The sequence below is a fragment of the Pseudomonas sp. Leaf15 genome (assembly GCF_001421425.1).
In the GTDB taxonomy this organism is placed as follows: Bacteria; Pseudomonadota; Gammaproteobacteria; order Pseudomonadales; family Pseudomonadaceae; genus Aquipseudomonas; species Aquipseudomonas salomonii.
Window position 1 is genome coordinate 91,101 of sequence record NZ_LMKI01000036.1, and the last position, 16,676, is coordinate 107,776.

Genomic DNA, 16,676 nt, shown 5'->3' on the forward strand with positions numbered 1-16,676 from the left:
GTTAAATCTCTTGATCAGTAAAACTTCTGCAGCGCTTGCACAACCACGCCCACGATCCGGCAGTTCTCGTCTACCGCCTCAATTGGGTAGCTCGGGTTCAGTGGCTTCAGGAACAGCCTGCCGCCATCGCTGACCAGCTTCTTGAATGTGGCTTCATTGCTGTCCGGAAGCTTGGCCACCACCAGCTTACCTGGTGCGACTTCAGCCTCGGTGTCCACAAGGATTAGCGTGCCCTCGGTAATGCTCTGGCCGGCGGGCGCCGTCATCGAGTCGCCTTTGACTGTCAACCAGAAAGCGGGGCCTTTGGCGTCGTACTCCGAAAACTCATACGAGTCCGAGATTCCGGTCGGGTAGGGCTCAACGGCTTCCGACCAGGCACCGGCGGCAACCCAGCTGACTACTGGGTAGCGGAATGATTTGGTGGGCTGGGCGGCAACTGAAATGTTCGATTCCGAGGCGCTCACTCCAGTCATTGGACCGGTGTTTTCCGAGAGCCAAATAGCGTTCACACCGCACACGTGCGCGATCTTCGGGAGGTGTGCGCTTTGAAGGTTTTTTCCGGTCTCCAGCTGGGAGATTACCGGCTGCTCAACACCCACTTTTAAGGCGAGAGCCTTCTGCGTCAGCTTGGCGTGGTTGCGTGCGGTTTTGATTCGTTCGGCGAGTGTGCTCATGAACTGAAATTTATAAGTTCCCTTATTGCCTTGCAAATAAGTGTCCTTCTACTTAGGATATAAGCAGACTTATCAGGAGGGCGCTCTCATGACCCCTATCGAAAGGCTCGTCGACTTCTTCGGCGGGCAAACCAAAACAGCTTTGGCGCTCGACGTCTCGCAGGCCGCGGTTTCGTACTGGGTTTCCGGGATTCATCCGATGGGCGCTGAAAAAGCATTTAAGGCTGAAGAGTTAACCGGCGGACAGATAACGGCTCGCGAGCTGTGTATGCGCCAAAGAGGCATCCAGTCGGTCGCCTGACTCCCGCGCTCACTTGATCGGTGTAGCCAGTATCGGCCCAGACGGTCTGCGAAGTAAGAAACCTGAAGTTGCTGGAGTTTTATCCAGTGGGGTTTGAGAGGGGCGAAATGGGGAGCAGGGCGGGGAGGTTGGCGCTTTCGCACCGAATTCCAGGCAAAAAAAAGCCGACGTACGAGGTCGGCTTCTTCAACAACTTTATGCGAGAGAAATCATGCCAAACATTGTTGCGTTACACAACCCTCGGGGATTCACCCGTATGGACAATAGCCTTATGGAGGCTTTGGCTACGGTTGATCTGCCAGCGCGTGAACTGCGCGTTCTCATGGCCATTGCACGCCAGACCATCGGCTATCAACTGGAAACCAAACGCCTGACTGCCGACGATATCGGCAAACAGACTAACTTGCGCCGCGACGTTACGTCGAAGGCGATCAGCCATCTTCTTGAGCGCCGAATAATTTTCCGCGTTGGCGGGAGCCGTGGGGATATCGGCATCGCGCCAGTCCGTGAGTGGTCTTTCTTCGAAGAAAAACAACAACGTCTCACTGAGACCAAAACGTCTCACTCAGCCAATATCGTCTCACTGAGACCATCTGCGAGTGAGACCAAAACTGCTCACTCCCTTCTTTATACAAAGAAAGAACCCCTATTAACTCTTTCTTCGAAAGAGATTAATCCGCCCCAGGAGCCAGTCGAACCTCCGAAGCCTGATCGTAAGGCTCCGTTCGGCATGGCGCAGTTGTTGGCCGACAACCCGCACAACGTCCCTGAGCAACTGCTGGCCGACTGGCTGACCCAGCGCAAGGCCAAGCGCGCTGCAGTGACCGCCACCGTCTGGTCGACCGTGAACACCGAGCTGGATAAGTGCGCCGAGGCCGGGATTACTGCAGAGGACGCAATCACCGAAGCGCTGAATTCCGGCTGGCAGGGTTTCAAGGCTTCGTGGGTGATCAAGCGCCTGGCTGAGTCCGCACCGGCACCAGCCCCTCAGTCACGCCACACCGGGTTTGCCGAGCGCAACTACACCGATGGCCTGATTCAGCGTGAGGACGGTTCCTATGCGATCTGAGCCGGTCCAGCAAACCCCTGAACTGCCGCCGGGCACCCGCATCCAGCCCGCCGAGTGCGAGACCCACGGGCACTACGACCAGAAGATTTTTCCGGTGCTGGGCAAGGAGCTGAAAAGCGGTTGCCCTGAGTGCGGCCGGATCATTCGCGAGAAGGCTGAAGCTGCGGAGTTGGCCAACAAGGCGATGGAGTTGCGCATGTCCATGGAGCGCAAGCTCGGTGCCGCGCTGATCCCCAAGCGCTTCGCCAGCAAGACCCTGGACGGCTACGTCGCCACCACCACGGAGCAACGCAAGGCGCTGAACACCAGCCGCCGGTATGCCGCTGAGTTCGCGCAGATCGCCGAGACTGGCCGCTGCCTGTTGCTGCTGGGCAAGCCCGGTACCGGCAAGACGCACCTGTCCGTGGCGATCGCCAACGAGATCATGGCCAAGTCCAGTGCAACGGCGGTGTACCGCACCATCGGCGCCGTGCTGCAGGCCATCCGTGCGACCTACGACCACTCCAGCGACCAGAGCGAAAGCCAGATCCTGGCCAGCCTGATCAGCCCCTCGCTGCTCATCTTGGACGAGATCGGCGTCAGCAAGGAGAAGCCCAGCGACTTCGAGCTGACCACGCTGTTCGCAATCATCAACGGCCGCTACGAAGAACTTCGCCCGACGGTCATCGTTTCCAACCTGGACGGCCAGTCGCTGCCGGCCGCCATCGGCGAGCGCTGCATTGATCGCCTTCGAGAGGGCGGGGTGATCGTCATTCCGTTTGAGTGGGAATCGCAGCGCGGTAAGGAGGGTTTCTGATGTCCGACAAAATCAGCGTCAACTGCCAGGCCAAGCTCTCCGAGGTCATCACCAAAATCAGCGCCATGTACAAAGACAAGAAGTTTGTCGTGGTGACACTGCGCCCGGGCAAGGACCGCACGCTTGACCAGAACCGGTTGTGGTTTGGGATGTACAAGCGCATCGCTGAAATGACCCAGATCGGTGACGCGGCTGACGCCCGGCGTTACTGCAAGCTGCACTTCGGCGTGCAGATCCTGCTGAACGAGGATGCCGGTTTTCAGGCCGAGTGGTACCGGGTCATGCGTCATCTGCCTTACGAAACGAAGCTGGCCATGATGGGCGAGTGCCACTTGTTCGGGCCGGATGGCTTCCCTGTGACCAGCCTGTTCAACCGCGCTCAGGGCATCAATTACACCGACCGCATCGCCGCCTATTTCACAGGCCAAGGTGTGGTTTTCACTGATCTACTCAGCAAGGAGGCTGCATGATCGCCAAGCAACCCAAACCGAAGAAGTGCAAGAACCCGGCATGCGCCATCAGCTTCCGGCCGCAGCGACTGGGCCAGGCCGTATGCAGCCCCAAGTGTGGCCTGGCCATTAAGGATGTGAACCAGGCGAAGGCGCGTAAGTCGCTTGCCCTGGTTGAGCGCCGCGAGATCAAGGTCCGTAAGGAGAGGCTGAAGAGCAGGGCGGATCACCTCAAAGACACACAGCAGGCCTTTAACGCCTGGGTGCGCGCCCGCGACGCGGCACTGCCGTGCGTCAGCTGCGGCCGGCACCACCAGGGCAAGTATGACGCTGGCCACTATCGGACCGTGGGGAGCAATCCTGCATTGCGCTTCGAGCCGATGAACTGCCACCGCCAGTGTTCGCCATGCAACACCCGGCTTTCCGGGAACATCGTGAATTACCGCATTGAGCTGGTGAAGCGTATCGGCGCCGAGGCTGTCGACTGGCTGGAAGGCCCTCATGAGGCCAAGAAGTACACCGTGGATGAGTTGAAGGCGATGACCGCCGACTACCGGGCAAAGACCAAAGAACTGAAGAGGGCTGCAGCATGACCTATCGCAACGTTGTTTCAGCAGTAGTTCGCGCCCTTGCGGCCGAGACCATCAGTTCCGCCGGCGGCTGCGACTTCGAGCCCAAAGTGCAGTGCGCCAAGCAGAAGGGGGAGATCGTCGGCAAGGAGGCGGCGTTTCTCCAGGACTGCTGGGTTTTCGGTCGGCTGCACAGGGCGCTGACGCCGGCGCACTGGCGGGCACTTGTGGCGAAGTACTCGACGCACCAGGAGCGCAAGCACGACGCAATTGCAGAGTTGACCCGGTCTGTGCGATCGCCAGCGCCTGAACGGTTCCTGCACTGCGCCGTGGTGACTTGGGCGCTGCCAAAGCTTCCCGGAGTAGACGGCAAGCGTTCCACCAATGTGCTCCCGTCCGGCTGGTACGAGATGGACAACTGGTCTGATGAGCCGCACCCGATCAAGACCCAGGAGCGGTGGAGAAGAGATATTCGAAAGTTGCTGGAACGGGAGGTAGATGAAGCCTTGGTATCTGTACAGGCCGTCTTGGATGCTGAGGGACTAATTGGGACAAAAGTCGCTTGACTGCGGATGAACCATTGATCCATTATCTACCCATCCTGTCATTCCTGCGATTATCGGGGATTGGATAGAAAGCCCAACCACAGTGTTGGGCTTTTTTGTTTCCTCCGTTCGTCCATTGCTCGGCACTCGCTTCGGTCTGTTTGCTCACATGTTTAAGCCCGGATATCCCGAGCATACGAGCGGAGAGCAAGCATGGACATTGATAAGAGTGCGCCAGGCAACATTTCTCAACAGGAAGTCACACGCGGCACTGATAACGAGACAGGGCACGATCCTAGGCGTGATGAGGACAAGATCCCGCTGCCGCCGGACGACGATGCACCTCTCGAAGAGGATATGTCGGATGTGGACGCCGCTGATTCAGTAGCGAGCGAGCATCCCGACAATTGATTCTGTATGTCTTAAGAAGCCCGGCTGCTGCGCCGGGTTTTTATTTGAAGTGCAAGACCCAATAAATTGTCTATTGTAATGATGGCACTTTGGGCTGGTGAAGCCCCGAGGCTTCCACTTTTGATCATCTTCGAAAATGGACTAAGAGTTTTCAACGGAATGGTTGGGCTGCCCCGATGAAAAAAAGCTCTATTGCTGTTTTTCTTTTCATGACCTCTGGTTGTCAACCAGTCGAGCCGGATTCTGCGAGTTTAGGTGCCAAAGCTAAAAATGATGACCGTTACACGATTCTCGAGGTGACCAAAAAAGTCGACGAGATGCTTCAGCCTTGCTTTGAGATCTTAGGAGTGAAAAGCAAGAAGGCAGAAGATCGGGCGTGGAATACGAATATGATCGCGATAGGCGGGCTAGTCGCGGGCTCAGTGGTCGCCCCGGCGTTGATCGCAGCAAACGCTGCTGCGAACGCGACTTGGATTGCGGCGTTCAGCGGTGCGGCCGGTGCTTCAGCAATTACCGTTAAAAATTTGGACTCAAGTGGTTTGAGTGGATCACATGATGTTCTTGCTCTGAATGCTCTGGCAACTGAAGTGCGTGCTGATATGGCAAAGGCTTACAACATTACCCTTGGGGAGAACGACAGACTAGGTGCCGCAGCACACGCAATAGCAGTGTGCAAGACTCCGCTGCTTCAGCCGATGACGTTCCCCGGCCCAACATGATCAGACTATTTGGGAGCATTAGCTACCGGTAAGAGATTCGATGTTTTATCCCACGTGTTTTGAAAATCGCCCTGCTACAGCAGGGCTTTTTTTGATCGCGAGAAAGACATTGCAAAAGGAATTTGCAGATGTTGAAAGAAATCAGATGCGGTAATTGCAAAAGACTTCTCGCCCGTACGGGTGGGTTTACAGAGCTCCAGATCAAATGTTCCCGATGTGGAACGCTGAATCATGTGAAGGCCGCGAGCCTCGAGCAATCGCCTTTGAGCGACATGAATGCGGAATCCTCCGCTATCAATCATTCGATTCAATAGGTGAAAAAATGTCCCATAGTGGCTTTCGTATTATCCTTTTTAACAGCGCCAATAATGGCACCGCTATCCTACCTCCGCGTAACTGTCTGGTGGCGGGGCAGTATCTCGAATCTCCAAGCAAACGATACAAGCTGATCCTAGAGGCTGATGGAAATCTACGGCTCTACGATAACGGCGTTCCAATCTGGGTGGCTGATAGCAGCGTTCCCTACACGTATGTAGACAACCGTCCAAATACAGATTTGGTCACTTGCTTCTACATGCAAGGCTCTGCCTTTTTGGTAGACCGTGTAGGTAGTCGCACCTGGGCAACCCAGGGTGATTGGATCAACGGGGCTGCGGATCGCGCTTACCTGCAGGTGCAAGATGACGGCAACGTTGTCGTTGTAGATGGAGTTCCTCGGTGGGCTCGATTTGGCTTCACCCCGACCGCAGTTCCGACACGTGGTGTTTTCTATCCAGATCACGGTACTGGTGATCTCCCGACTTTCTACACGTATCACTGGAACAACGCTTTTTAACTCGACCAAGAGCCTCGGCATTCGCCGGGGCTTTTTCATTTTCGGCCCCGCCACACCCTTCGCTCCAAGCAGGGAGTGCCGCCGGGGCTGACCTATTTCAAGCATGCCCCACGGAGTCGAGCGCATGGAGTATCTACAGCGCCTGCTCGACAAGATCGACAGGTTCGAATTACTGATTGCGGGCCTTGTTGGCGCTGTGATCGCCAGTTGGTGGCACAAGGACGACTTGAACGACTGGCGTGCCTGGATGATCTTCCTCATCACTGGCATGGCCTGCTCGATCTACCTGACGAGCATGGTCAGCACCTACCTCGGCGTCACAGAGCCGAAGATCGTCGCCGGTATCGGCTTCCTGCTGGGTGCCTTCGGCGGCTCGCTCCTCGCGGCCATCAATCGAGCCATTAAATCCGCTGACCTCTGGGCGCTTATTCGCCAGCGGTTCGGGGGAGGCAATCCACCATGAATCTTGACCTGATCAACTCCATAGCCTGCGGCCTTATCGCGCTGTGGGCAGCCTGGTGCGTACTGAGCGGGAAGGTGAGAGACGGCATCCTTGGGAAGCTGATCTACACCACGATCGCCATCACGGGGTTTGTTGTGTCGGTACGTAGCCAGAACATCTTCTTCGGCCCGACCACTGCTGGCCTGACACTGCATGTCGCGCTGGCCATGGCCGGTGCCCGGCACATCTTCATGGTCACGTACTGGCAGCGAGTCAAGGCTTGGCTGTGCCGCACGCTGAACTGCGAGCACTGCCTGAACTGTGACAAGGTACTTGGCGGTGTCGAGCGACGGAGCAAGTAATCCGCGCCACATTTCTAATGTGCCAAATCGTGGCGCGGGATTACTACGGCGTGCGAGTGGGACTGGTTGCTGCGGCGTAGCAAGCGCGCAAGGTCTGTTGATATTGCTCCATCATTACCTCAAGGGAACCAACCCTCTCGGGGTAGTACTTCATTGCCGAGCTGATATCTGACCTTATATCGTCGACATCCAATTTGATGGGCGTACACCGATCGTTTTCCAACTGACGCACTCGCTCCTCTGAAGCGGCGAGTGTTGCTGACTGCTTGTTGTACGCCCCTATCCATTGGTTTAGTGAAGTATTGAGGCCGTCGTTTGTCTTTTTAAAGTCTTCTACTCGTTCTCTGGCATTAATGAGGTCGCTGTCTTGGCGGCCGTAGTGAATCCCTACTGTCGCGATTGTTGATCCCACTCCAAGAGCAAAAGACCAAAATGCGATTGTGAGTTTAGGGCGGAGAGGAACCGCTTGTTTCATTTCACTCATGTGGACTTCCTTGTGATTTTACCACTATCAATACCGTTAACCTTTCACCAGTTCAAGCCGGAGCAGCACACCGATGACGACCATTGCCTACAAAGACGGCGTGATCGCCTATGACGGCCGCCAGACCAGGAACGACCGCATCGTTTCCGACAGCGCGGCAAAGTATCAGGTGATAGATGGCGTCAGCTTCTTCCTGTCGGGCGCTGTATGCGACGAGAAGGCTTTGATCGCTGCCTATTTCGGCACCCCATCGGTAGTTCCTGTGGAGTGCGCAGGCTATGTCGTCGATGGCGGTAAGCTTTTGATGGTCGGGCACGACGACAAAACTGGTATCTGGAAACAGGAGCTTGAGCTAACCAATCCTGATGCCATTGGGAGCGGCGCTGCATATGCCCTGGCGGCAATGGATATGGGGGCAAGCGCAGAGGGCGCTGTGCGCGCCGCCATGAAACGAGACATCTACACCGGCGGAGAGATACGGTTGTTCAGGCTGACTGATGGCGCGTCAGCCGCTCAACGGGTTCAGGATCGCTGAACGGGTACGACGCGTTTGCGGCTTGGGGCGGTGGAACGTTACTGGAAGCGGGATAAGTATCGATCAAGAACCTTCGAGCAAGGAACTTCAACAGACTTGCTCTGATCGGCATTAATCATGATCAGCGAGTCTGACGGGCCGCCACTCAAAAGTGGGCGGAAGTCTTTCGGGGAAAGGGCCACTGCAGTTCCAATCTTGGCTTTGCCCGAGAAGCCCGCCTTGCTCAATTCAACCCATGCCGTTGCTTGATCATTTTTTGCGAGTTCAAGTTTGGATTCTGAGATTTTGCTTTCTTGGTCAACTGCCAGCTTCGCCGCAACATACGACACGATCAATCCCTGCACATCTTCATCGATCATCACAGCGGTTCCTGTTTTGGGTAGAGGAACTCTAGATGGGGCTAACCCTTAAAATTTCAACCTTGAGTGCACGGCCGTGATTCGACCAATCCCGCCTTCCAGTCTATTGGATTCAGTTTTCCTGACCTTGGCGCCAGCTCATGAAGTCTGGGAGTGGATACAACGCGAGATACTCACCGACACAGGCAGCATTCAAAACGAAGACCATGCCCACCTACTGGATGCAGACATCCGGGTCATGTGGGCGTCGTCGAGCTTCGAGAAGCAGGGCAGGACAGTACTGGGACAGGCCGAGCAGGTGGCGTTCCGCGCCGGCGGTTGGCAGAAAGCCCGGATGGAACAACAGATGCGTGATTGGTTCGGCGAGGTACCGGCCTACATCATCACCTTGGCTGCCGACTACTGCGCCCAGTGCAGCGACCTCGAGTTCTGCGCGCTCCTGGAACACGAGCTGTATCACCTGGCTCACGCGACCGACAAGTATGGTCAACCAGCATTCACCCAAGACGGTGCACCGAAGATCAAGCTGCAGGGCCACGACGTAGAAGAGTTCGTCGGCGTTGTCCGCCGCTACGGTGCAAGCCCTAACGTACAGGTTCTGGTGGATGCTGCAAACAGTCCTGCTGAGGTGGGGAAATTGAATATATCGAGGGCCTGCGGAACCTGTCTGCTCAAGTCGGCCTGACTTTGACAGTACTTTGACGGATGCCCATCTATGGCCGCACTCAGAGACGAGGTGAAAGCCTTTGTAGTACAGGCTCTAGCCTGCTTTGACACGCCATCCCAGGTGGTGACGGCTGTCAAAGTGGAATATGGCCTCGATGTTACCCGCCAGCAGTGTGAGGCGTACGACCCGACCAAGTACGTCGGGCGGAACCTTCACCTGAAGTGGCGAACCCTTTTCGAAGACACCCGAGCTCGGTTTCGCGAACAAACCGCTGAGATCCCGATCGCCAACCGTGCCTATCGACTGCGCGCGCTTGGACGCATGGCCGAGAAGGCCGAGAACATGAAGAACATGGCGCTGACTGCCCAGCTACTGGAGCAGGCCGCCAAAGAGGTGGGCGATGTTTACGTGAATCGTCGCCTCGAATCTGAAAAACCTCTGGGCTCCCAAGCGGACCAGCCGCACGCCGTTGCTGAGTACACCTTGGAGCCTGATGAGAATGTCCCCGCTACCCCGTACCTTTGACCCGCCGGTAAAGCTGACGCCCAAGCAGGCGAACATTTACTGCTGGGGGTTCCAGCCAGAGGCCCGCTTCCGTGATGCGGTGTGCGGCCGGCGGTTCGGCAAGACGTTCCTGGGCAAGGCCGAGATGCGCCGCGCGGCACGACTGGCTGCCGAGTGGGGTGTGAGCGTCGAGGACGAGATATGGTACGGCGCACCGACCTTCAAGCAGGCCAAGCGCGTGTTCTGGCGTCGGCTGAAGCAGGCCATCCCCGAAGCGTGGCGTGCACACCGCCCGAACGAGACGGAATGCTCGATCACGCTCAAGTCCGGCCACGTCATGCGCGTGGTGGGGCTCGACAACTACGACAACCTGCGCGGCTCCGGTCTGTTCTTCGTCCTGGTGGATGAATGGGCGGACTGCCCGTGGGCTGCATGGGAAGAAGTGCTGAGGCCGATGCTGTCTACCTGTCAGTACACGATTCCGGGCGTCGGCGTGCGCAAGGGCGGCCATGCGCTTCGAATTGGTACTCCGAAGGGCTTCAACCACTGCTACGACACGTACCTGGACGGCAAGCCAGGTGGCGAGCCTGATCACAAGAGCTGGCAGTACACGTCATTACAGGGTGGCAACGTTCCTCCTGAAGAGCTTGAAGCGGCTCGCCGAAAAATGGATCCGCGCACCTTCCGGCAAGAGTACGAGGCCGGCTTCGAGAACTACGCGGGCGTTGTCTACTACACGTTCAATCGCGACGAGTGCCGAACCAGCGAGCGAATCAGGCCGGGCGAGGCGTTGCACATCGGTATGGACTTCAACGTCATGAAGATGGCGGCCGTGGTCTATGTCGTGCGTAACGATCTGCCAATGGCCCTGGATGAGTTTCACGGTGTTCGGGATACACCGGAGATGATCGAGAAGATCCAGACACGGTTCCCTGGGCACTCGGTGGCGGTCTATCCCGACGCCAGCGGGCAGAACACCAGCAGCAAAAACGCGAGCGAGTCCGACTTGTCGCTGCTGAAGAAAGCAAAATTCACGGTGATCGTCGACTCCACAAACCCAGGCGTGAAAGACCGCGTGAACTCGGTGAACGCCATGTTCCTGAACGCCTACGGCGAGCGACGACTGGTGGTCAACATCGATCAGTGCCCTCAGCTCACCTTGTGCCTGGAGCGACAGACCTACACCGACAAGGGCGAGCCGGACAAAGATCCGAAAAAGGGTCACGACCATATGAACGACGCCGCCGGCTACTTCATCGCCAAGCGCTATCCGATCAAAGCGATCGTCACTTCTATCAAAATGGGATACGCCCGATGAGCAACGACGTCTCCTTCAAGCGGGCGGAATACACGGCAGTGCTGGACCGCTGGGCGACCGTTCGCGACGTCTGCGCGGGCCAGCACCGGGTAGTCGATCGGCTGCCGTACATCAACGCGCACGACAAGTCGCCGGAGAACGAAGATCGGAACCGGGCTTACCGCGAGCGGGCGGTGTTCAAGAACGCCACCGGGCACACCCGTAACGGGCTGCTGGGCCTGGCCTTCCATAAGGATCCGACACTCACGGTGCCGAAGAAACTGGAATACCTGCAGGACAACGCCAACGGCTCCGGGGTGAGTATTTACCAGCACTCACAAGGCACGCTTGAGAAGGTGCTTGAGGCTGGCCGTCACGGCCTATACGTCGACTATCACCAGGATGACGGCATCGGCGGTCACTCGGTGATCCTGTCGTACTGCGCCGAGGACATCATCAACTGGCGCACGGGCATGGTGAACGGTCACAGCGTGCTGACGCTGGTGGTGCTGCGGGAGTCTCCGGAGATTCCTGACGGCTTCGGCTACAAGACAGCTGAGCAGTACCGCGAATTGGCGCTCGAGAGTGACGGTTTTGTCTGCCGTGTCTGGCGTCGGTCCGGGCCGAAAGGCGGAGGGCCGCTGGCAGTCATCGACGAGTTCAAGCCCGAAGGCGTAACCGGTCGCCTCAAGGAGATCCCGTTCACCTTCGTGGGCGCGCAGAACAACGACCCAAGCATCGACGAATCGCCGCTCTACGACATCGCCATGATCAACCTGGGCCATTACCGGAACAGTGCCGACTACGAAGACAGTGTCTTCTGGTGTGGTCAGGCTCAGCCGTGGATCAGCGGCCTTGATGAGCAGTGGCGCGACTGGATGGAGAAGAACGGCGTTTATGTTGGCTCCAGGGCGCCGATGATGCTGCCTGCCGGCGGCCAGTTTGGTTACGCGCAGCCCTTGCCGAACACGCTGGTCAAAGAGGCGATGGCCGACAAGAACCAGATGATGATCGAACTGGGCGCCCGGATGGTGGTTGCGTCTCTGTCGTCCAAGACGGCGACCGAGGCCCGGGGCGATCAGTCGGCGTCCACATCAGTGCTGGCCGGCTGCGTGGCAAACGTCAGCGAGGCCTACACCCGGGCAATCATGTGGTGCTGCGCCTACATGGGCGTTGCAGACAAGAAGGTCGCCTACCAGGTGAATCAGGAGTTCGTCGAACTCACGGCAGATCCGCAGATGATCACGGCTTTGGTTGGCTTGTGGCAGCAAGGCGGCTTCGCCAAGGCTGATCTACGGGCCTACCTGCGCAAGCTGGGTCTGATCGCGCCAGAGCGCACCGACCTGCAGATTGACGGCGAGCTGGAAGAGCAGGGCGACGGCCTGGACCTGGACGACGAGGACAAACCAAATGGCGGCAAACCAAGCAATCCTTGACGCCACGATCCGGCACGCAGTCTTCCTCGAAAAGCTGAAGGCCGGGGAGGTGGGTAAGTTTGCTCCCTTTCTCAAGGAGATCGACCGCTCGATCCGCGAACGGCTCACCCAGTCAGACCTGACCGAGTACAACACGAAGCGCTTGGAAGCGCTGCTGAAGGAGGTGGATAGCCTGCTGCTGGGCATCTTCGACCGCTACAGCGCGCAACTGAATCTCGACTTGGTGGACATTGCCAACTACGAGGCCGAGTTTGAGGCGACCAGTCTTGCCAGGTCGGCACCGGTTGGCGTGTCGCTCGATGTGGTCGCGCCGACTGCAGCTGCAATCCGTACTGCAGTACTGACCAACCCGCTCAGCGTGCGCGGCACCGGTGGCGGGAAGCTGCTAAAGGCCTTCATCAAGGGCTGGACAGGTGCAGAGCGTGAGCGCATCGCCGGCACGATCCGGCAGGGCTTCTTCGAGGGGCAGACGAACTTCCAGATCATCCGCAATATTCGCGGCACCAAGGCAGTCGGCTACAAGGACGGCATCCTGGCCACCACGAACCGTAATGCCAGCACGGTCGTGCACACCGCTATTCAGCATGTGTCGTCCCAGGCAAGGATGGAGGTGGCCAAGGCCAATACGGACATCGTCGAAGAGATCCAGATGGTGGCGACCCTGGACAGCAAGACCAGCCAGCAATGCCGCTCGATGGATAAGCGTAAGTTTCCGGTGGATTCCGGCCCTAGGCCGCCGTTTCACCCGAATTGCCGAACCACCTTCATTCTGCTGACCAAGCTCAGCGCTATGTTCGTCAAAGGCGCTACGCGGGCTTCAGTGGGGGCGAATGGTGGACAGCAGGTCAGCGCTGGTCTCGATTACTACCACTGGCTCCAGCAGCAGCCGCCATCCTTTCAGGACGTAGCTATAGGCCCCGTCCGGGCAAAGCTGTTCCGGGAGGGCGGGCTTACCGTCGAGCGCTTCACCGAACTGCAGCTTGATCGCAACTTTGCGCCGCTTTCCCTCAATCAAATGAGAAGGCTGGAGCCACTAGCTTTTGAGCGAGCAAATATTTTATCTAGCATTTAGTTTTCTTTTGCTCTAGCTCCGAAATGTATTCGAAGTAAGCTTTTGTCCATGCGTCTTTGGCATCCTCGAACTCTTTCTCGGAGGATTCAAATTCGCCATTATCTTTGAGCTGTAATGACGTGCGAAGCAGTTTAGTCATTGTAAGTGTCTTATCGCCGAACTCCTTCGAAGCAGATATTCCTAAGGAGTATCCAGATTCAATAGCTCTGCCAAGTCTCAGTGAAAACTGTTCTCTGTTAAATTTTGATTCAGTGCCAGATGCAACAATGCTGCCTAGCGCTTTATAGAACGAATCAGCTTTATCGCGGATTGCGCTCACCTGGGTGTCCACAGCGACCCTGCAACTTGTCCGTTCAGCCGAAACTGTAGCTTGTTTTGCGGACTCCAATCCTAGCAAGCCAGTGCCGAAAACTCCGACCAAAGTCATCGTAGAGGACAATATGGCAATAATCAGCGCGTTCCGGAGCGCATTTCGTTCAGGGTTAGGAGGAGGGGGGGGAGCAGGCGAGTGATGATGGTTGCTTGGCGGTAGTCCGCCTCCAGGTGGAACTACGTTGGTGCTACCGCTTTGCAGGTTATTCGATGATGCATGGTTTGGCGTCGATGGCGTATTTGGAGTTGTGGGCGTAGTCATTATCAAGTTCCTTTTGGTTGGCTGGCGTTTTTACCAGATATTCAAGATGAGTAGTAAGAATTTCTAACCCGATTTTTCGGGTTTTTTTATGCCTGCAAAGCGGGCTAAACATACCCAAGGGGTGCATTAACGTGGCAGAAGAAAACGAAATCGACCTGGAAAATCCGGCAATCAAGGCCGCTATCGCGACTGCCGTTGAAGCATCCGTTTCTGGTTTGAAAACCAAGAACTCGGAGCTGCTGGGCAAGCTGAAGGAAACCTCCGGCAAGCTGACCCAGTTCGAAACACAGTTTGAAGGCATCGACATCGACGCCGTGAAAGGGCTGCTCAGTCGCGCCGGCCAGGACGAAGAAACCAAGCTGCTGACCGAGGGGAAGGTTGATGAGGTCTTCAACCGCCGCACTGAGCGTCTGCGTGGTGACTACGACAAACAGTTGAAGACCATCAGCGAGCGCGCCGAGAAGGCTGAGTCCTTCGCGGCCAAGTTCCAGGGCAAAGTCCTGGGCGACTCCGTGCGCGGAGCAGCACTGAAAGCTGGCGCTCTACCTGAAGCAACCGACGACATCATCCTGCGCGCCAAAGGCGTGTTCACCCTTAACGAAGATGGCGATGCAGTCGCCGTTGATGAATCCGGCCAGGTCATCCTCGGTAAAGACGGCAAGACCCCTCTGACTCCGCTCGAATGGGCGGAATCTCTGCGCGAGAGCGCACCTCATCTGTGGCCAAGGGCTTCAGGGACATTTGCCCCGGGCGGGGGTGGCGGCAAGGCTGCATTCAAGCGCTCCGAAATGACCTCCGAGCAGAAGCGCGACTTTCAGCGCAAGCACGGCCAAACCGCATATCTCGCATTGCCCAAGTAAGGGGATTGACCCATGGCTACAACCGTTAACAGCGACCTGATCATCTACAACGATGAGGCGCAAACCGCATACCTGGAGCGTGTCCAGGACAACCTGGATGTGTTCAACGCATCGTCCAACGGCGCGATAGTGCTGGACAATGAACTGATCGAAGGCGACTTCCGCAAGCGCGCTCTCTACAAGCTGAACGGCTCTCTGGAGCACCGCGACGTCAACTCTGACGGCAAGGTAACTGCCAAGAAGATCAGCGCCGGCGAAGCTGTTGGCGTCAAAGCTCCCTGGAAGTACGGCCCGTACCAGACCACCGAAGAGGCGTTCAAGCGCCGTGGTCGTCCGGTCGAGGAGTTCTCCCAGATCGTCGGCGCCGACGTTGCTGACGCGACCCTGGAAGGCTTCATCCAGTACGCAACTGCTGGCCTGCGTGCCGCCATCGGCTCCAATGCTGACATGGTGGTTTCGGCCAACATCGAAACCGACGGTAAGAAGACGCTGACCCGTGGCATGCGAAAGTTCGGCGACAAGTTCGGCCGTATTGCGTTGTGGGTCATGCACTCCAGCGCCTACTTCGACATCGTCGACGAAGCCATCACCAACAAGATCTACGAAGAAGCTGGTGTCGTGATCTACGGCGGCCTGCCGGGCACGTTGGGCAAGCCGGTACTGGTGACCGATACCGCGCCGGCGGATGTGATCTTCGGTCTGCTGCCAAACGCAGTAACCATCACCGAGTCGCAGGCACCGGGCTTCCGTTCCTACGAAGTGAACGACGAAGAGAACCTGAGCATCGGCTACCGCGCTGAAGGCACCGTCAATATCGATGTGCTGGGTTACAGCTGGAAAGCCACCACTGGCGGTTCCAACCCGACTCTGGCTGCCGTTGGCTCCGCTGCCAACTGGGTCAAGCACGCGGGCAGCAACAAGGTCACCGCCGGCGTGATGATCACGCTCACTGCAACGCCTCCTGTTACTGGCGGTTAAGCCTCAAACTCAGCGCGCGGTCAGCGATGGCCGCCTTGGAGAAACACATGGAACTGACTTATAGCAACCAGCTCGACGGCTTCGACCCGGAGAAGCGTTACCGCAATCCGGAGCACTTCGATAAGCCCGAAGCGGGTGTGACCAGCGTGCTGGTGATTGGCGATTGGCCGAGTGTGGTCAATGCGTACGAAGCAGCCGGCATCGATGTGTCGGTGAAGGAAGCCAAGTGGGCGCAGATTGTTGGTGCGGGCAACGAAGCCGAACTGGAAAAGGTGGTCGCGGCTTTGCGTGCTGAGCATGGATCGATCCAGATCTTTGTTGACGGCCTGGAAGCTGGCGAAGTCCATCGTCCAGAGTCCGGCGACCTGGCGTTGCGCTTGTTTGAAGTGCTGGGCACCATCCATAACTCGGTTGGCGCGTTGACCACCGAGCGCGATGGGCTGGTCCAGACGGTCGCCGCGCTGCGGGGAGAGATCGAAGCGCTAAAGAAGGGCGCAATCGCGCCGCCTGCTGATGAGACTGGTGAAATTGAGGCACTGAAAGCAAAGCTCGATGAAGCGAAGGTGCCATACCGGGCCAACGCCTCGAAAGAATCCTTGGAAAAGATCGTCGCTGATCTGCCCAAGGCGTGATAATGCTGGCTGTCGATGATCCGGCGGCCAGTCTTCAAACCATCCC

At 57.4% G+C, this 16,676-nt stretch carries 25 protein-coding genes; 21 read left to right on the forward strand and 4 right to left on the reverse strand.

Going from position 1 to position 16,676, the window contains the following annotated elements; all coding sequences use genetic code 11:
* Positions 1 to 14 precede the first annotated feature (14 nt).
* Positions 15 to 674, reverse strand: coding sequence for a LexA family protein (locus ASE80_RS28035; RefSeq protein ID WP_082463697.1), 660 nt, complete (start codon positions 672 to 674; stop codon positions 15 to 17).
* 88 nt (positions 675 to 762) lie between these two features.
* Here ASE80_RS28035 and ASE80_RS28040 point away from each other — a divergent pair, with 88 nt between their 5' ends.
* The 12 genes from ASE80_RS28040 to ASE80_RS28090 all read left to right on the forward strand — a co-directional run bounded on the left by ASE80_RS28040 (position 763) and on the right by ASE80_RS28090 (position 7,172).
* The gene (locus ASE80_RS28040; RefSeq protein WP_056861765.1) at positions 763 to 975 is read left to right on the forward strand and encodes a transcriptional regulator; all 213 of its coding nucleotides are present in this window, start codon (positions 763 to 765) and stop codon (positions 973 to 975) included.
* A 211-nt stretch (positions 976 to 1,186) separates the two neighbouring features.
* Positions 1,187 to 2,044 carry a replication protein gene (locus tag ASE80_RS31985; RefSeq protein WP_056861766.1) on the forward strand — a complete coding sequence of 286 codons (858 nt, stop codon included), beginning with the start codon at positions 1,187 to 1,189 and terminating at the stop codon, positions 2,042 to 2,044.
* A complete protein-coding gene (locus ASE80_RS28050; protein ID WP_056861767.1) occupies positions 2,034 to 2,840 on the forward strand; it encodes an ATP-binding protein in 807 nt (268 codons plus the stop codon). The genes ASE80_RS31985 and ASE80_RS28050 overlap by 11 nt, the downstream gene beginning before the upstream one ends.
* Positions 2,840 to 3,310: a hypothetical protein gene (locus tag ASE80_RS28055; protein WP_056861768.1), complete on the forward strand. Its 471-nt coding sequence runs from the start codon at positions 2,840 to 2,842 to the stop codon at positions 3,308 to 3,310. Before ASE80_RS28050 ends, ASE80_RS28055 begins: the two co-directional genes overlap by 1 nt.
* On the forward strand, positions 3,307 to 3,882 hold the full coding sequence (locus ASE80_RS28060; protein ID WP_056861769.1) for a recombination protein NinG: 576 nt from the start codon (positions 3,307 to 3,309) through the stop codon (positions 3,880 to 3,882). The genes ASE80_RS28055 and ASE80_RS28060 overlap by 4 nt, the downstream gene beginning before the upstream one ends.
* Positions 3,879 to 4,424 carry a hypothetical protein gene (locus ASE80_RS28065; RefSeq protein WP_056861770.1) on the forward strand — a complete coding sequence of 182 codons (546 nt, stop codon included), beginning with the start codon at positions 3,879 to 3,881 and terminating at the stop codon, positions 4,422 to 4,424. The genes ASE80_RS28060 and ASE80_RS28065 overlap by 4 nt, the downstream gene beginning before the upstream one ends.
* Positions 4,425 to 4,616: 192 nt before the next feature.
* Entirely contained in the window at positions 4,617 to 4,814 is a 198-nt protein-coding gene (locus ASE80_RS28070) for a hypothetical protein (protein WP_056861771.1), read from the forward strand.
* A 176-nt stretch (positions 4,815 to 4,990) separates the two neighbouring features.
* A complete protein-coding gene (locus tag ASE80_RS28075) occupies positions 4,991 to 5,533 on the forward strand; it encodes a hypothetical protein (RefSeq protein ID WP_056861772.1) in 543 nt (180 codons plus the stop codon).
* Positions 5,534 to 5,661: 128 nt separating this feature from the next.
* Entirely contained in the window at positions 5,662 to 5,847 is a 186-nt protein-coding gene (locus ASE80_RS30545; protein ID WP_371919097.1) for a zinc finger domain-containing protein, read from the forward strand.
* 8 nt (positions 5,848 to 5,855) lie between these two features.
* On the forward strand, positions 5,856 to 6,368 hold the full coding sequence (locus ASE80_RS30985; protein WP_133257326.1) for a hypothetical protein: 513 nt from the start codon (positions 5,856 to 5,858) through the stop codon (positions 6,366 to 6,368).
* 124 nt (positions 6,369 to 6,492) lie between these two features.
* The gene (locus ASE80_RS28085; RefSeq protein WP_003218335.1) at positions 6,493 to 6,831 is read left to right on the forward strand and encodes a hypothetical protein; all 339 of its coding nucleotides are present in this window, start codon (positions 6,493 to 6,495) and stop codon (positions 6,829 to 6,831) included.
* Positions 6,828 to 7,172 (forward strand): hypothetical protein, encoded by a 345-nt coding sequence (locus tag ASE80_RS28090; RefSeq protein ID WP_056861774.1) that lies wholly within the window; start codon positions 6,828 to 6,830, stop codon positions 7,170 to 7,172. Before ASE80_RS28085 ends, ASE80_RS28090 begins: the two co-directional genes overlap by 4 nt.
* A 43-nt stretch (positions 7,173 to 7,215) precedes the next feature.
* Here ASE80_RS28090 and ASE80_RS28095 read toward each other — a convergent pair whose 3' ends face one another.
* On the reverse strand, positions 7,216 to 7,656 hold the full coding sequence (locus tag ASE80_RS28095) for a hypothetical protein (protein ID WP_056861775.1): 441 nt from the start codon (positions 7,654 to 7,656) through the stop codon (positions 7,216 to 7,218).
* Positions 7,657 to 7,729: 73 nt separating this feature from the next.
* Here ASE80_RS28095 and ASE80_RS28100 point away from each other — a divergent pair, with 73 nt between their 5' ends.
* On the forward strand, positions 7,730 to 8,191 hold the full coding sequence (locus ASE80_RS28100; protein WP_056861776.1) for a hypothetical protein: 462 nt from the start codon (positions 7,730 to 7,732) through the stop codon (positions 8,189 to 8,191).
* 38 nt (positions 8,192 to 8,229) lie between these two features.
* Here ASE80_RS28100 and ASE80_RS28105 read toward each other — a convergent pair whose 3' ends face one another.
* Positions 8,230 to 8,550 (reverse strand): hypothetical protein, encoded by a 321-nt coding sequence (locus tag ASE80_RS28105; protein ID WP_056861777.1) that lies wholly within the window; start codon positions 8,548 to 8,550, stop codon positions 8,230 to 8,232.
* Positions 8,551 to 8,626: 76 nt separating this feature from the next.
* Here ASE80_RS28105 and ASE80_RS28110 point away from each other — a divergent pair, with 76 nt between their 5' ends.
* The 5 genes from ASE80_RS28110 to ASE80_RS28130 are packed head-to-tail and all read left to right on the forward strand — an operon-like array spanning position 8,627 to position 13,526.
* Complete coding sequence (locus ASE80_RS28110) at positions 8,627 to 9,235, forward strand: putative metallopeptidase (RefSeq protein WP_056861778.1); 609 nt, start codon at positions 8,627 to 8,629, stop codon at positions 9,233 to 9,235.
* Between the two features lie 30 nt (positions 9,236 to 9,265).
* Complete coding sequence (locus ASE80_RS28115; RefSeq protein WP_056861779.1) at positions 9,266 to 9,742, forward strand: DUF2280 domain-containing protein; 477 nt, start codon at positions 9,266 to 9,268, stop codon at positions 9,740 to 9,742.
* On the forward strand, positions 9,717 to 11,039 hold the full coding sequence (locus ASE80_RS28120; RefSeq protein WP_056861780.1) for a phage terminase large subunit family protein: 1,323 nt from the start codon (positions 9,717 to 9,719) through the stop codon (positions 11,037 to 11,039). The genes ASE80_RS28115 and ASE80_RS28120 overlap by 26 nt, the downstream gene beginning before the upstream one ends.
* On the forward strand, positions 11,036 to 12,454 hold the full coding sequence (locus tag ASE80_RS28125; RefSeq protein WP_056861781.1) for a DUF4055 domain-containing protein: 1,419 nt from the start codon (positions 11,036 to 11,038) through the stop codon (positions 12,452 to 12,454). The genes ASE80_RS28120 and ASE80_RS28125 overlap by 4 nt, the downstream gene beginning before the upstream one ends.
* Positions 12,429 to 13,526 (forward strand): minor capsid protein, encoded by a 1,098-nt coding sequence (locus ASE80_RS28130; RefSeq protein ID WP_056861782.1) that lies wholly within the window; start codon positions 12,429 to 12,431, stop codon positions 13,524 to 13,526. Before ASE80_RS28125 ends, ASE80_RS28130 begins: the two co-directional genes overlap by 26 nt.
* On the opposite strand, the gene ASE80_RS30990 is transcribed toward ASE80_RS28130, so the two are convergent.
* Complete coding sequence (locus ASE80_RS30990) at positions 13,516 to 14,160, reverse strand: hypothetical protein (RefSeq protein ID WP_133257325.1); 645 nt, start codon at positions 14,158 to 14,160, stop codon at positions 13,516 to 13,518. The two genes, ASE80_RS28130 and ASE80_RS30990, sit on opposite strands and share 11 nt — an antisense overlap.
* Before the next feature lie 131 nt (positions 14,161 to 14,291).
* Between ASE80_RS30990 and ASE80_RS28135 the strand changes: the two genes are divergently transcribed.
* From ASE80_RS28135 to ASE80_RS28145, 3 genes are read left to right on the forward strand one after another with little or no spacing between them, the layout of a single operon-like run.
* On the forward strand, positions 14,292 to 15,020 hold the full coding sequence (locus tag ASE80_RS28135; RefSeq protein ID WP_017479625.1) for a hypothetical protein: 729 nt from the start codon (positions 14,292 to 14,294) through the stop codon (positions 15,018 to 15,020).
* Between the two features lie 12 nt (positions 15,021 to 15,032).
* Positions 15,033 to 15,998: a major capsid protein gene (locus ASE80_RS28140; RefSeq protein WP_056861783.1), complete on the forward strand. Its 966-nt coding sequence runs from the start codon at positions 15,033 to 15,035 to the stop codon at positions 15,996 to 15,998.
* A gap of 47 nt (positions 15,999 to 16,045) precedes the next feature.
* A complete protein-coding gene (locus tag ASE80_RS28145; RefSeq protein ID WP_056861784.1) occupies positions 16,046 to 16,630 on the forward strand; it encodes a hypothetical protein in 585 nt (194 codons plus the stop codon).
* Positions 16,631 to 16,676: the final 46 nt, after the last annotated feature.